14 protein-coding genes are annotated in these 14,399 nt (G+C 70.8%); 4 read left to right on the top strand and 10 right to left on the bottom strand.

Annotated elements, in window-relative coordinates:
* Positions 1–24: 24 nt before the first annotated feature.
* A complete protein-coding gene (gene rplL / locus RS82_RS13675) occupies positions 25–411 on the bottom strand; it encodes a 50S ribosomal protein L7/L12 (protein ID WP_045300341.1) in 387 nt (128 codons plus the stop codon).
* Between the two features lie 44 nt (positions 412–455).
* Entirely contained in the window at positions 456–971 is a 516-nt protein-coding gene (gene rplJ, locus RS82_RS13680) for a 50S ribosomal protein L10 (RefSeq protein ID WP_045300342.1), read from the bottom strand.
* A 358-nt stretch (positions 972–1,329) separates the two neighbouring features.
* On the opposite strand from rplJ, the gene fdhA reads away from it, so the two are divergent.
* Both fdhA and RS82_RS13690 read left to right on the top strand, forming a co-directional pair.
* Complete coding sequence (gene fdhA / locus RS82_RS13685; protein WP_045300343.1) at positions 1,330–2,550, top strand: formaldehyde dehydrogenase, glutathione-independent; 1,221 nt, start codon at positions 1,330–1,332, stop codon at positions 2,548–2,550.
* Between the two features lie 53 nt (positions 2,551–2,603).
* On the top strand, positions 2,604–3,008 hold the full coding sequence (locus tag RS82_RS13690; RefSeq protein ID WP_045300345.1) for a GlcG/HbpS family heme-binding protein: 405 nt from the start codon (positions 2,604–2,606) through the stop codon (positions 3,006–3,008).
* A 36-nt stretch (positions 3,009–3,044) separates the two neighbouring features.
* Here RS82_RS13690 and RS82_RS13695 read toward each other — a convergent pair whose 3' ends face one another.
* The gene (locus RS82_RS13695; RefSeq protein WP_045300347.1) at positions 3,045–3,680 is read right to left on the bottom strand and encodes a 4a-hydroxytetrahydrobiopterin dehydratase; all 636 of its coding nucleotides are present in this window, start codon (positions 3,678–3,680) and stop codon (positions 3,045–3,047) included.
* A 114-nt stretch (positions 3,681–3,794) separates the two neighbouring features.
* Here RS82_RS13695 and RS82_RS13700 point away from each other — a divergent pair, with 114 nt between their 5' ends.
* Positions 3,795–4,502 carry a YqaJ viral recombinase family protein gene (locus RS82_RS13700; RefSeq protein ID WP_425411892.1) on the top strand — a complete coding sequence of 236 codons (708 nt, stop codon included), beginning with the start codon at positions 3,795–3,797 and terminating at the stop codon, positions 4,500–4,502.
* Positions 4,503–4,526: 24 nt separating this feature from the next.
* On the opposite strand, the gene RS82_RS13705 is transcribed toward RS82_RS13700, so the two are convergent.
* The 6 genes from RS82_RS13705 to RS82_RS13730 all read right to left on the bottom strand — a co-directional run bounded on the left by RS82_RS13705 (position 4,527) and on the right by RS82_RS13730 (position 12,292).
* Positions 4,527–5,030 (bottom strand): 2'-5' RNA ligase family protein, encoded by a 504-nt coding sequence (locus RS82_RS13705; protein WP_045300349.1) that lies wholly within the window; start codon positions 5,028–5,030, stop codon positions 4,527–4,529.
* A 43-nt stretch (positions 5,031–5,073) separates the two neighbouring features.
* Positions 5,074–6,957: a dipeptide ABC transporter ATP-binding protein gene (locus tag RS82_RS13710; RefSeq protein WP_045300350.1), complete on the bottom strand. Its 1,884-nt coding sequence runs from the start codon at positions 6,955–6,957 to the stop codon at positions 5,074–5,076.
* Positions 6,954–7,817 carry an ABC transporter permease gene (locus RS82_RS13715; protein ID WP_045300352.1) on the bottom strand — a complete coding sequence of 288 codons (864 nt, stop codon included), beginning with the start codon at positions 7,815–7,817 and terminating at the stop codon, positions 6,954–6,956. The genes RS82_RS13710 and RS82_RS13715 overlap by 4 nt, the downstream gene beginning before the upstream one ends.
* Positions 7,814–8,767: an ABC transporter permease gene (locus RS82_RS13720; protein ID WP_045300612.1), complete on the bottom strand. Its 954-nt coding sequence runs from the start codon at positions 8,765–8,767 to the stop codon at positions 7,814–7,816. Before RS82_RS13720 ends, RS82_RS13715 begins: the two co-directional genes overlap by 4 nt.
* Positions 8,768–8,843: 76 nt before the next feature.
* On the bottom strand, positions 8,844–10,493 hold the full coding sequence (locus RS82_RS13725; protein WP_045300354.1) for an ABC transporter substrate-binding protein: 1,650 nt from the start codon (positions 10,491–10,493) through the stop codon (positions 8,844–8,846).
* Positions 10,494–10,540: 47 nt separating this feature from the next.
* Entirely contained in the window at positions 10,541–12,292 is a 1,752-nt protein-coding gene (locus RS82_RS13730; protein WP_084695651.1) for an amidohydrolase, read from the bottom strand.
* A 163-nt stretch (positions 12,293–12,455) separates the two neighbouring features.
* On the opposite strand from RS82_RS13730, the gene RS82_RS13735 reads away from it, so the two are divergent.
* A complete protein-coding gene (locus RS82_RS13735; protein WP_045300615.1) occupies positions 12,456–13,154 on the top strand; it encodes a TetR/AcrR family transcriptional regulator in 699 nt (232 codons plus the stop codon).
* A 129-nt stretch (positions 13,155–13,283) separates the two neighbouring features.
* Here RS82_RS13735 and RS82_RS13740 read toward each other — a convergent pair whose 3' ends face one another.
* Complete coding sequence (locus RS82_RS13740; protein ID WP_157005581.1) at positions 13,284–14,273, bottom strand: hypothetical protein; 990 nt, start codon at positions 14,271–14,273, stop codon at positions 13,284–13,286.
* Between the last annotated feature and the right edge of the window lie 126 nt (positions 14,274–14,399).

A 14,399-nucleotide genomic window follows, 5' to 3' on the forward strand; every position in this document is an offset into this window, starting at 1 on the left:
ATCGCTGCAAGAAGCAGCGCGGGATTACTTGAGGGTAACCGTCGCGCCGGCCTCTTCGAGAGCGGCCTTCGCCTTGTCGGCGGTCTCCTTGTTGGCGCCCTCGAGGACGGCCTTCGGAGCACCGTCGACGACGGCCTTCGCCTCACCGAGGCCGAGCGAGGTGAGCTCGCGGACGACCTTGATGACCTGGATCTTCTTGTCGCCGGCGGCCTCGAGGACGACGTCGAACGAGTCCTTCTCCTCGACCTCTTCCGGAGCGGCACCGGCGGGCGCGCCCGCAGCGGCAACCGCGACCGGGGCGGCGGCGGTGACGTCGAAGGTCTCCTCGAACGCCTTGACGAACTCGCTGAGCTCGATGAGCGTGAGCTCCTTGAACGCGTCGAGCAGCTCCTCAGTGCTGAGCTTTGCCATGATGTTTCTCCTTGATTGTGGTTTTGCTACGCCGAGGCCCGATGTCAGGCCGCGGACTCCTGCTTCTCGCGCAGCGCGTCGACCGTGCGGACGGCCTTCGACGGAAGCGCATTGAAGACGTATGCCGCCTTGGTCATCGAGGCCTTCATCGCACCGGCGAGCTTCGCCAGCAGGACTTCACGGCTCTCGAGGTCGGCGAGCTTGTTGACCTCGTCAGCGCTCAGGGGGTTTCCGTCGAAGAAACCGCCCTTGATCACGAGAAGAGGGTGTGCCTTGGCGAAGGCACGGAGACCCTTCGCGACGGAGACCGGGTCACCGTGCACGAATGCGATGGCCGACGGACCCTTGAGGTCGTCGTCCAGCGACGTGATCCCCGCGTTGTTCGCGGCGATCTTGGTCAGCGTGTTCTTCACCACGGCGTATTCCGCGTCCTGACGGATGCTGTTGCGCAGCTCCTTGAGCTGGGCAACCGTCAGACCGCGGTACTCGGTCAGCAGAACGGCGGTCGAGTCCTCGAAGTGCTTCGTGAGCTCGGCGACCGATGCTTCCTTCTGCGCCATGGCCACTCCTTGTGTGAATGAGACGCTCCGCGGTGGCGGGGCGCCGGCCGAAGGCTCCCGGTCATCCTCGTCGCGGCAACAAAAAAGCTCCGGCGCAAGCGCACGGAGCGGGATTCCTGAATCCAGGAGAATCGTTCGTGACACCTGCGCGGGCCCCTGCGTTGCAGAGCTTCGATCTCCATGCGTTCGCACGCACGTCGATGACCAGCGGTCTTCGGCTTCCACAAGGGTACGTGATGCCGCGCGGTCCGCCAAATCGAGCCCCCATTGCGCGAGGCCTCCGGAAGGAGAAGGCTCTCAGCGGACCCAGCACGACGAAGTCGCCGGCCGAATCTGTCGAGCGACGGAGAGGACGACGATGTCTGCGAACAGGGCGGTGGCGTACAAGGGGCCGGGCGAGGTCGAGGTCATCGACACCGACTACCCCGAGTTCGAGCTCAAGGACGGCCCCGGGGTCAACCCGGCGAACGTCGGCAGGAAGGTGCCGCACGGCGCGATCCTCAAGACCGTGTCGACGAACATCTGCGGCTCGGATCAGCACATGGTGCGTGGCCGCACGACCGCACCGGCGGGGCTCGTGCTCGGCCATGAGATCACCGGCGAGGTCGTCGAGGTCGGCCCCGACGTGGAGTTCATCAAGGTCGGCGACATCGTCTCGGTGCCGTTCAACATCGCCTGCGGCCGCTGCCGCAACTGCAAGGAAGGCAAGACCGGCATCTGCCTCAACGTCAACCCCGACCGCCCCGGCTCCGCATACGGCTACGTCGACATGGGCGGCTGGGTCGGCGGCCAGGCCGAGTACGTGCTCGTCCCCTACGCCGACTGGAACCTTCTGAAGTTCCCCGACCGCGACCAGGCGCTCGAGAAGATCCTCGACCTGACGATGCTCTCCGACATCTTCCCCACCGGCTTCCACGGCGCCTACACCGCCGGCGTCCGGCCGGGATCGACCGTCTACATCGCCGGGGCCGGCCCCGTCGGGCTCGCCGCCGCCGTCGGGGCGCAGCTGCTCGGGGCAGCGGTCGTCATCGTGGGCGACCTCAACGCCGACCGCCTGGCCCGCGCCCGCTCGTTCGGCTGCGAGACCGTCGACGTCTCCCAGGGCGACCCGAAGGATCAGATCGAGCAGATCCTCGGCGTCCCCGAGGTCGACTCTGGCGTGGACGCCGTCGGCTTCGAAGCGAGAGGACACGGATCGGATGCCTCCCACGAGGCGCCCGCGACGGTGCTCAACGCGCTGATGGACCTCACTGCGGCAGGGGGCGCCCTCGGCATCCCCGGCCTCTACGTCACCGGAGACCCCGGCGGCATCGACGAGGCCGCCAAGGTGGGCTCGCTGTCGCTGCGCCTCGGCCTCGGCTGGGCGAAGTCGCTGTCGTTCACCACCGGGCAGTGCCCGGTCATGAAGTACAACCGTCAGCTCATGATGGCGATCCTGCACGACAAGGTGCACATCGCCGACGCGGTCGGCGCGACCCCGATCGGCCTCGAAGACGCCCCGCAGGGCTATGCCGACTTCGACCAGGGTGCCGCCAAGAAGTACGTGCTCAACCCCAACGGCTACATCCAGACCGCTTGACCGACACGGATGCCTCGGCCCGAGGCATCCGTCCCGCTATGAAAGGAACCCCAATGTCTGTGACCCTCGCAGATGCCCGCCGTGTGATCGAAGCCGCCGAGAAGCGCGCCGACGAGATCGGCCAGCCCATGAACATCGCTGTCGTCGACGCGGGCGGCAACCTCGTCGCGCACGTGCGCCAGGACGGCGCCTGGATCGGCAGCATCGAGATCTCGATCAGCAAGGCATGGACGTCGAAGGCGTTCGACATCTCGACCAAGGACCTCGGCGACAATTCGCAGCCGACGCAGCAGTTCTTCGGCATCCACACCACCAACGCGCACGGCCGCGGCGTCGCCATCTTCGCGGGCGGAGTGCCGCTTACCCGCGACGGCGAAGTCGTCGGCGCGGTCGGCGTCAGCGGCGGCTCGGGCGAGCAGGACCAGACCGTCGCGGAGGCCGGCGCCGCAGCGTTCTGACCTCGAGGAGAGATGGCGGGCCGCGCGCCGGCGGGGTCAGGCCCGCCAGGGACAGAGGTCGACCTTGTGGCCGTCGGCGTCGGCGAGCGTCCACCATTCGGGCGCATGCGAGTCGTCGACGATGACGCCGCCTGCGGCGAGCGCGGCCTCCAGCCGCTTCTCGATGACGTCGCGGGGGCCGTTGACGTCGAGGTGCGACCGACCTCGCAGCGGCTTGTCGACCGGCTGGAACCAGATCAGCGGGCCGCGCCCGTCCTTGTCGAACAGGACGCCGTCGCGCACCTCCGAGAATCCGGTTGCCGCCTTCCAGAACGGCACCACGGCCCCCGGATCCGGTGTGGCGACCGCGAGCATCACGTCGAGCATGCGCCCGGTGTCGGCCGGGATGTCGAGCTCGCGCGCGGCCTGCGAGATCTGCGCGGCGAGCGCAGCATCCTTCTCCGTCAGCCCGCCGGCCGAGTGCGTCGTGAGCCGCACGCGCACGGAGGTGTACCGGACGTCGACGTCGGGATGATGGTCGGCCGCCTCCGCCAGCTCGGCGATCGCGCCGAACAGCTGCGCCCCGGCCGCGAACGTGCCGGTGCGGAACAGGGCGAACGCCCCGGTCACGCGCGGATGCCAGTGCTCGACACCGGGGAAAGCGCGGAACTCGGCTGAAGTGATGGTGTCCATGCCCCCGAGGATGCCACCGTCACAGCCCGCCGCAACCCCCCTTGCGCACCCTCGTCTGTCGACCGCGGTGCGTCGCAGGCGGCGGATGTCGGGTCGGCGGCGTAGCCTCGAAGGGTGATTCCCGAGCACTCCGCCGCGCGCCCGTCCGGGCTCGCGGCGCAGGCACCGGAGGTCGCCGCCCGCATCGTCGCGGACTCGCGCGACCGGGTGGCCTGGGTGCGCGCCCGGTCCCGGGGTATCACCGCGACGGACGTCGCGACCCTCACCTCCGACAGGGCGATCGCCCGCGCGGCCGATGCGAAACTCCTCGGCTCGGGCTTCTCGGGCAACGCGTACACCGCGCACGGACGCGCGCGGGAGCCCGAGATCGCCGCGTGGGTCGCGGCGACCCACGGCATCCAGCCGTCGTCGGCGCTCTTCCACGCCGTCGTCGAGAAGAGGCACCTCGCGACGCCCGACGGCATCGCGGTGGACGGGGTCGGTCGCATCACCCTCGCCGAGATCAAGACGACGAACAAGGCGTGGCGCAGCATCCCGCGCTCGTATCTCCGCCAGGTGTGGTGGCAGCAGCACGTGCTGGGCGCCGAGCGCACGCTGGTCGCGTGGGAGCAGCACGACGGTTTCGTACCCGTCGACGACGAGCCCCGCTGCGCGTGGGTCGATCGCGACGACGCCGAGATCGCGAAGCTCGTGCGTCTTGCGACCGCCCTCATCGACGAGCTCTACCTGCGCACCACGCGGGCACGGCAGCAGCCGGAACGGACCCCGCAGCCGCCCGCCGCGCCGCGCGAGCCGTTCCGCGCGCTCGCCCTCGCCGACTGAGCGCTCGCGGAGCGCGCGCCGCGCTCACCTGATCGTGGTGACGCGGCGGTTCTCGGCATCCCACACCCGCACTCCCACGGCCTCCCCGCTGATGTGCGGGGCCCTGATCGTGCGCATCGCCGTCGCCAGCCGCACCGCGGTCAGCCCTCGCGCGAGGGTGATGTGCGGCGTCCAGTGGTCGATGCCCGTCGTCGAATAGCGCGGCTCGGGCCTGCCGGCGAGCTCGGCCACGACACGGTGAATCGCCAGCAGGGCGGCGCTCACGACGACCTGGCGCGTGAGCACGTACCGGTCCCGGTGGCCGAGGAGCAGCACTCCTCCGAGCTCCAGGGGGACGGGAAGGATCTCGGCGATGCCGGCGAATGCCGACGGCTCGAGATGATCCCGCACCGCGAGCGTGACGTGCGGGCGGTTGCTCGGCGCGGGATTGCGTCCCGAGCTCGGCAGGTCGGCGCCGAGGAGCCGGTCCCAGTCCTCCCGCACGACGCGGTCGACCTCGGCATCCGGAATCAGTTCGACGCTGAACACCCCTCCATCCTCCCGCGCGCCGGCGTCCTCCGCCGGACACGGGTCACCGCGCCTGCCCGCCCGCCTCGATGTTCGCCGTCTCCACCGCCCGCGCCTGCGCATCGCCGTCGTCGGCGTGCGTGTCCGACCCACCGCCGTCGATCGCCGCAGCCTCGACTTCGGCACCTGCCGCCTCCGCGTCCCACCCGGGTTTGGGCACCGAGTCGATGAGCAGCCGCGTGTACTCGTGCTGCGGGGCGGCGAGCAGCTCCGCCGTCAGGCCGCGCTCGACGATCTCGCCACGGCGCATCACGACGGTCTCGTCGCACACCCGCCTGACGACGGCGAGGTCGTGGCTGATGAAGAGCACGGTGAGTCCGCGCTCCCGCCGGATGCGGTCGACCAGGTCGAGCACCTGCGCCTGCACCGAGACATCGAGCGCACTCGTCGCCTCGTCCATCACGAGCACGTCCGGCTCGATCGCGAGGGCGCGCGCGATCGCGACACGCTGCCGCTGACCGCCGGAGAGGGTCCGCGGCCGCGCGCCGGCGTGCTTCTCCCCCAGTCCGACCTGGGCGAGCAGGTCGAGCACCCGCGACCGCGCCTCGGTCACCCCCAGGCGCGTGTGCAGGCGCAGGGCGTCTTCGATGGCCCGGCCCGCCGTGATGCGCGGGTCGAGCGACAGGTACGGATCCTGGAACACCATCTGCACGCTCCGCGCGTGGGCGAGCCGGTCGCGCCGGTTGCGAGGAACAGCGCTGCGCTGCCGACCGTCGATGCGGATGTCGCCCGCGTCGGCGGCCTCGAGCCCCACGATCATGCGCGCGAGCGTCGACTTGCCCGACCCCGACTCGCCCACCACGCCCAGCGCACCGCCGCGAGGCACCGCCACCGACGCGTCGATCACCGCGCGCACCGGCTCCTTGCCGCGGCGCACGTAGGTCTTCGACACCCCGTCCGCCTCGAGCATCGGCGGCGCTGCGGCGGCCGGGTCGACAGCATCCGCCACCATCTCGCCGTGCACAGAATCGGAGATCGCCGACGACGCGGCGGCGAACGGATGCTGCGGCCCGGCGTGTCGCGCAGAACCTCCGATGCTGTGCTGGGCCGCGGCGCCGACGAGCGTCGGGGTCGCCGCGACGAGGCGCCGTGTGTACTCGGCCCGGGGGTCGCGCAGCACCTCGTGTGCGCGCCCGTGCTCGACGACCTGGCCCCCGCTCATCACATAGACGCGATCGCAGAGCGAGGCGGCGAGGTTGAGGTCGTGCGTGATGAAGAGCATGCCCATGCCGCGGCTCGCGCGCTGCTCGGCGAGCACGCCGATGATCTCGGCCTGCGTCGTGACGTCGAGCGCCGTCGTGGGCTCGTCGCACACGAGGAGCTTCGGCGACGTGGTCAGGGCTCCTGCGATCATGACCCGCTGCAGCATCCCGCCCGAGAACTCGTGCGGGTACTGGCGCAGGTGATCTTCGGGGCGCGGAAGACGCACCGCCTCGAGCAGTTCGACGGCGCGTGCGCGCGCAGCATCCGTCGACCATCCCTCCGCGAGGCGCAGCGCCTCGGTGAGGTGGTCGCCGATCGTGCGCATCGGGTTGATGCCCGCGCGCGGATCCTGGAAGATCATGGCCGCGCCATGGCGGCGCAGCTGCCGGAGCCCGGCTGCGGGTGCGGTGAGCACTCCGGCCCCGTCGAGCACGACCTCGCCCGTGATCGTGGAGCGGTCGGGAACGAGCCCCAGCACCGTGCGGGCGGTGAGGGACTTGCCCGACCCGGACTCGCCGACGAGGCCGACGGTCTCGCCCGCGGCGACCGACAGCGAGATGCCGTGCAGCAGCCGCGTTCCGTCCCGCAGGTCGAGCGCGAGGTCACGGATGTCGAGCAGGGCGTTCGCGGGGGCCGCGGTCGCAGCGGTGGCGACCGGATCGACGACGGTCTCGGGTACGCTCATGCCGGGATCTCCCCACCGATGCGGTCGGAGAGCTCTTCCCCGATGACGTTGACGGCCACGACGACCACGACGACGGCGACGGCCGGCACGATCGCGGGCAGGAAGTGCCCGCCGATGAGCCCGGCCTGCGCCTCGTTGATCATCGCGCCCCAGTCGGCGGCGGGCGGCTGCACGCCCAGGCCGAGGAACGACAGGGCCGCGAGCTCGGCCAGCACGTAGCCGAAGTTGAGCGTCGACTGCGCCCCGACGACCGGGGTGACGTTGGGCAGCACGCGCCGCAGCGCGATCCACGCACCGCCGAAGCCCTGAACGCGATACGCCGCGACGTAGGGCCTCGTGCGTTCGGCCGCGATCAGCGAGCGGGTGAGGCGCGCGACGAACGGCGCGTACGCGATGCTCATCGCGATGACGGGAGCGACCAGCCCCTTGCCGAACAGCGCGACCGCCATGATCGCGATGAGCAGCGACGGGAAGGCGAACAGCACGTCGAAGAGGCGACCGAGGACGGAGTCGATCCAGCCGCCGCGCCAGCCGGCGACGAGACCGAGGAGGATGCCGAGCACCGTCGACGCGATCACCACCAGAAGCGGGCCGAGCAGGGCCGTGCGCGCGCCGTAGATGAGACGGCTCAGCGTGTCGCGGCCGAGGCCGTCGGTGCCCAGCCAGTGCGCGGGGCTCGGCGGCGCGTTCACGGCGGCGAAGTCGACGGCGTCGGGGTTGTACGGGGCGAGGAACGGCGCGAAGATCGCGGCCAGCGTCATCGCCGCGAGGACGCCGACGGCGATCGCGAGCGTCAGGCTGGTGCGAGGCCGCCGCGGCGCGCGCAGCACCTTGACGGCGAGTGTGGGCGTGGTCGTCATCGGGCACCGGCTCCGGCAGCGGATCGGGGATCGATCCAGGGTTCGAGGACGTCGATCACGGCGTTCACGAGGACGAAAGCGGTCACGACGAGGAGGACGATCGCCTGCACGACCGGGAAGTCGAGACGGTCGACCGACTGCACGAGGAGCGACCCCATGCCGGCGAGACCGAAGGCCGCCTCGACGATGGAGCTCGCGACGAGAAGCCCGGCCACCAGCATCCCGCTCACCGTCAGGATCGGCCCGACGGCGTTGCGGAACACGTGACGGCGGATCACCGTACCGCGCTTGATGCCACGGCTGATCGCGACCTCGACGTGCTCGCGGTCGAGCTGGTCGATCATCGACGAACGCGTCACCTTGCCCACCAGCACGACGAACACGACCGCGAGGGCGATCGACGGAAGCACGAGGTGGTAGACCGTGTCCCAGAAGCCCTCGCCCGACCCGAACGACGGGAACCAGCCGAGCTGCACCGCGAACACCGCGATCAGCACGATCGATCCGACGAACGACGGGATCGCCCCAAGCACGGTGAGCCCGATGAGGATCGAGCGGTCCGCGAGGCGGCCCCGGTGGAGGGCGGCGACCGCGCCGGCGATGAGGCCGACGACCGCGATCACCGTGCCCGCGATCACGACCAGGCCGAGCGTGACGGGCAGCCGCTCGCCGAGCACCACAGTGACGTCCTGCCGGTACTGCAGCGAGCGCCCGAGGTCGCCCTGCAAGAGCCCCGCCACCCAGTTCAGGTACTGCTGCCACGGCGGGAGATCGAGGCCGTACTGCGCGGTGATCTGCGCCACCGCTTCGGCACTGGGCTTGCGGCCCCGCAGCAGGAACGCCACAGGGTCGCCGGGCACCAGGAAGCGCGAGAAGAACACGAGCACGGATGCCAGGAAGAGCGTGAGCAGCAGCCCGCCGAGTCTGCCGGCGATCCGACGGACGGCGATCGTCGCTCCCCCGCTCCCTCCGGCCCGCCGCCGATCCGGGCCGGGCCCGGCGGCGACCGCCGGGTCCGCGCTCACGTCAACGGGAGCCAATGGTCGCCGCCCACGGGTAGTACATGAACGCCACCGACGGGGCGACGCCGGTCACCCGGTCGCCGAGGAACAGCGTCATCGGGCCCTGTAACAGTGGCAGCCAGGGCAGCTGCGCGTTCGCGATGCGCTGAGCCTGAGCGGTGACCTCGCTGCGCGCCGCCGGGTCGTCGATCGCGACCGCCTCGTTCACGAGGGCGTCGAACTCGGGGTCGCTCCAGTTGCCGTAGTTGCTGAACTCGCCGGTGCGCAGCACGCTGTACATCTCGAGCGGATCCGGGCTCGACAGGTACCACGACGTGTAGAAGAGGTCGATGCCCTCGCGCGCGCTCGGGTCGGAGAACAGCGCCGTGTACGCGCTCGGGCTCACCGTCTCGATGGTCGCCGTGAGGCCGATCGACTGCGCGGCGGCGGCCGCGCCCTGCGAGATGACGGTGAAGTCGTTGCTGATCGGCGCGGTCGCGATCACGATCTCCTCGCCTGTGACTCCTGCCTCGTCGATGAGCTTCTTCGCCGCCTCGACGTCGTACGGATACTCCTCGAGCCCGTCGAACGCCTCCTTCAGCGCCGCGTCGCCGGCGCCGACCCAGACCGACTCGGTGGTGAGCACGTCGGTGACCTCGCCGTAGCCCTTGGCCGCTGCATCCAGGATCCCTTGCCGGTCCATCGCCATCAGCAGCGCTCTGCGCACGCGCTCGTCACCGAGCGGACCCTCCAGGTTGCTCACGACGAGGCTGCCGACAGCGGTGTTGAGGCCGAAGTGGATATCACCCTTGCCGGAGGACTGCAGCTGGGAGATCGCGTCGGTCGGGATCATCCAGCCGCCGTCGACCTCGCCCGACTTCAGCGCGTTGACCCGCGCGTTCGCGTCGGTCATGAACAGGATCTCGACCTCGCCCGCCTTGGCGCGCAGCGAGGCGTCCCAGTAGTCGTCGTAGCGGGTCAGCGTCACGGATTCGCCCGACTTCCACTCGCTGAGCTCGAACGGGCCCGTGCAGTTCACCAGCCCGGACGAGTTGCCGTAGTCCGCGCCCTTGTCGGCCAGCGTCGCCGCCGACTCGACGACGCCCGCCGCGCCGCCCATCGCGAGGTTGAACTGCGAGTCCGCCTGGTTCATGGTGACGGTGACCTGGCGGTCGCCGGTCTGCTGGATCGAGGCGACGTTCTGGTACACGGAGTACCAGGACGACCCCACCTCGGGATCGAGGTGGCGGCTCATCGATGCGACCACGTCGGCCGCCGTGAGCGGGGTGCCGTCGTGGAACGTGACGCCGTCGCGGATCGTGTAGACCCACGTCTCGGGCGTCGGGTGCTCGAACGCCTCCGCCAACCCCGGCGTCAGCGTGTAGTCGGGGTTCAGGCGCAGGAGCGATTCGCACACGTTCGAGAGCACCTGGTTGTCGGCGTAGTCGAACGCGTACGCGTAGTCGAGTGAGTAGGGCTCGGAGTAGCTCACCCACGAGAACGAGTCGATGTCGCCCGACGGCGCGGCCGTCTGGACGGTGTAATCCCACTCGGGGGCGGCGGTGGCGTCGGGGCTCGACGTGTCGGCGCTGCACGCGGACAGGACGAGCGCGCCCGCCACGCCGAGGCTCGCGGCGGCGAGCAGGCGACGGGCGGCGCGTCGGGTGCGGATCATGGTGCTCCTCGGGTTCTGACGACGGTGTCGGGTGGTGGAGAAGGAACTCAGGACATAGCGGATGCTGCGGCCTCGGCGCGCGCTGCGGCCTCGGCGTCGGCGCGCGAGTAGACGTGCTCCCCGTCGATCCAGGTCGAGGCGACGCGGCACAGGTGGAGGTCCTCGACGGGGACGGTGAACGGGTTCGGCTCCACGACGACGAGGTTCGCGAGGTAGCCCGCGCGGACGTAGCCAGTGTCGTGGTCGCGGTGATTCACGTACGCGGTGCCCGATGTGTAGGCGGCGAGCGCGGTCGCGAGGTCGAGTCGCTGGTGGCCGCCGCCGAGCGGCTCGTCGTCGGAGAGCGGCGCGACGCGGTTCACCGCGATGTGCACGCCCGCGAGCGGGTCGGCGCTCGAGACCGGCCAGTCGCTGCCGCCGGCGAGGCGCACCCCTGCCCGCTGCAGATCGCCGAACGGGTACTGGCGCGATGCGGCGGACTCGGCGAGGAACGGGAGGGTGAGCTCGTCCATCTGATCCTCGTGGCACGCCCACAGGGGCTGCATGTTCGCCACCGCGCCCGCCGCTGCGAAGCGCGGCACGTCGGCCTCGTCGACCACCTGGATGTGGGCGAGGTGATGACGGCCGTCGGTGGCGCCGTTGACCTCCGCCGCCGCCTCGACCGCGTCGAGCGCCTCGCGCACGGCCCGGTCGCCGAGGGCGTGGAAGTGCAGCTGGAAGCCCGCGGCGTCGGCCGCGATCGCGTACTCGCGGAGCCGCTCGGCCGGGATGAACGACAGGCCCCGGTTGTCGGTCGGGTGACCGTGCCCGTCGCGGTACGGCTCGAGCATGGCGGCCGTGTGGTTCTCTGCGACGCCGTCGACCATGAACTTGATCGAGCCGAGCGAGAAGCGGTCCTCGCGTCCGAGCGCGGCGACCTCGTCGCGGGCGCGGATCATGCCTTCGAGCTGCTCGATCCCCTCACCGCGTTCCCACCACTGCGCCCCGACGACGTGCGCCTTGAGGGTTCCCTCGGCGAGCGCGCGACGGTAGGCGGCGAGGCCGCCGGCGATCCCGGGGAAGTTCCCGACGAGAGCGTCCTGCCAGCCCGTGATGCCCTGGGCGATGAGGTCGTCCTGCGCGCGCAGCAGGCCCGCGTAGGCGAGGTCTTCCGAGACCTTCGGGCGCGCCTCGGCGAACAGGTCGGCCGCGCCCTCGTGGAAGGTGCCGGCGGGGAACCCGTCGGCCTCGCGCTCGATGCGGCCGTCGGCCGGGTCGGCCGTGGCCGCGTCGACGCCGGCCGCGCGCATCGCCGCGGTGTTGGCCCACGCGGAGTGGTGGTCGCGGCTTGCGAGCAGCGCCGGCCGGTCGGGCACGATCGCGTCGAGCGCGCCGCGCAGCGGGGCTCCGCCCGGGAAGTGGTCCATCGACCATCCGCCGCCCACGATCCACTCGGCGTCGGGGTTCTCGGCGGCGTAGCGCGCGATGGTCGCGAGCGTGTCGGCGGCGTCCTCCGAGCCGGTGAGGTTGCATTGCAGCAGCTCGACGCCGCCCGACATCGGGTGCACGTGCGCGTCCTGGAATCCCGGCGCGAGCAGCGCCCCCGCGAGGTCGACGACCTCCGTGTCAGGGCCGATGAACACGGATGCCTCGTCCTCGGCGCACACCGCCGCGATGCGCCCGTCGCGCACGGCCACGGCGACGCCGCCCAGGGCCTCGGCGCTTCCCGCCCGAACGAGGTCGGAGCTGAACAGCGCACCTCGGATGAACACGGTGTCTGCGTACGGGTTGTCTGCACCGGCAGGAACAGCAGCGGCCACGGGACCTCTCCTTCGTCGTCGAACGGGTTGCTTGACGATAGACGGCTGTCATCGCCTCTGTCAACACTGTTGACAGAAGCGATGACATCCCGAGTAGGCTCGGATCGTCCGGGTCGAGACGGGCCCGCGTGGCACGATGGACGCGACGGCGAAAGCGGGGATCATGGCGGCACGCACCGGGGCGACGCCCGAGAAGCCGGGCGCGAAGCGCCTGGATCGGGCCACGATCATCGCGGCGGGCCTCGAGCTCGCCGAGACGACCGGATCCGCCTCCCTCTCGATCCGCGACCTGGGCGCGAAGCTCGGCACCGACCCGACCGCCGTCTACCGCCACTTCCGCGGCAAGGAGGAGCTGATGAGCGCACTGCTCGACGAGCTCACCCTGCGGAGCCTCGCCGCGGTCACCGCCGAGCCCGAGCAGTGGCAGGAGCGCCTTCGCCAGCTCGCATCGGCGACCCTGACCGAGTTCGCCCGCTACCCCGCCGTAGGGCAGGAGGCGATCGTCCTCACCACCCACGGCCCCGGAGAGCTCGACGCCATCGAGCTGATGCTCGACGCGTTCTCGCGAGCCGGCCTCACCGGAGACGCCCTGGTGCAGCACTACGCACTCATGGCCACCCACGTGCTCTCGATCGCCGCCGGCGTCGCCCGCGCGCGGGCCGAACGCACAACCACCGCCACCGCCACCGCCACCGCCGAGTCCAGCCCGTGGTTCGAGGGCCCGCTGCTCGTCGACCCGATCAAGCACCCCCACATCGCACAGATGTCCGCACAGCTGCTGGCCCTCGAAGACCGCGAGCTCTTCATGCTCGGCGTCGAGTCGGTCATCCGATCCGCCGAGCGCGCCGCCCGCCCTTCCTGAGAAGGATGCCGCCGGCCGCAGCATCCGCCCCACATCGCTCGTTCACATCACGTGCTCTCACCGAGCGCACGCGTTGTGAACGCACACGACGGGTGATCTCGGTGGGAGCACCCGATGTGAACGGCAGGGTCACCGGCGCGGCGGGGTGATCCCGAAGGCAGCGAGGCGGCGACCCAGCGCCTCGGGCGTCAGGATGTGCGGGGCTTCCGCACGCGCGAACCGACGCTGGGTCGTGCCGCGGATCCAGTCCTCGCGGCGCTTCTCGTCGAGAACCACCTCCTTGACCGTCTTCCCCGACGCGAGCGCGAGTTCGTCGTATTTGCCCATGCCATCGAACTCGTAGAAGCTCCGCACATCTTCGATGCCGATGTCGACGCGATAGGTCCGCCCGTCCGGTCCGCTGACCGGCACCTGGAGCCGCAGCTCCTGGAATCCGAGACGACTCAGCTGCAGCCGGCTGACCGCCTCGCCGGGCGACTCCGAACGACCGTCGGCGAAGCGGATCGCCGCCTCAGCCTGGCGAACGCCTCGGCCACCGCGTGCAGCTTCGCACCGCTGCAGCATTCGCTCACGCCATGCTTCCGCGGCGCGTTCCTCGTACGCGGATCCGCGCATGGCCTCGCGGCGCAACGCGGCATCCGCCACAGCGATGGCAGCCTCCATGCTGAGGGTGCGCACCAAGTCGAACACCGTGCGATCCAGCGTCGTGCACCGGATGCCGTTGACCACCGTGATGTCGCCAGCGGGAAGCAGATCGCCATGGTGTTGCAGCCCGACGCGGCTGGACCCGCGTCGCGCTTCGGGCTTGAGGAGGTGGACCGCCGACGGCGTGTGCCGATACAGAGGCAACTCCGCCAGAACCCCGGCCGACTCATGGGAGGCGACACCATCGCCGTCGCGCATCTCGGCGACCGCGGCGCACACCTCGATGAGGTGACGCGACTCCGGCCAGAGATCGTTCCAGAGCTTCACCCCGACATACCGGTTGCGCTGCAGCGGCCGCAGCTCGCCGCGCACCACCGCGTCACCGATCGCCCGCGCGGTCATGCCGCCGGCCCGCAACTGCTCGCGGCTGCGGACCACAGCCATCGCCTCGTCGAGACTCAGGTGGCGCGGCACGCGACCCAGACTGCCCGCGACGGCATCCGGACGCTCGACCGATCCCGCAGCCTGTGCGCTGCTCGTCCCCGCAACGACCTGTGGAGGAACGGATGCCGCGGGCCGCAGCATCCGCCCCACATCGCT

Source organism: Microbacterium trichothecenolyticum (genome assembly GCF_000956465.1).
Classification (GTDB): domain Bacteria; phylum Actinomycetota; class Actinomycetes; order Actinomycetales; family Microbacteriaceae; genus Microbacterium; species Microbacterium trichothecenolyticum.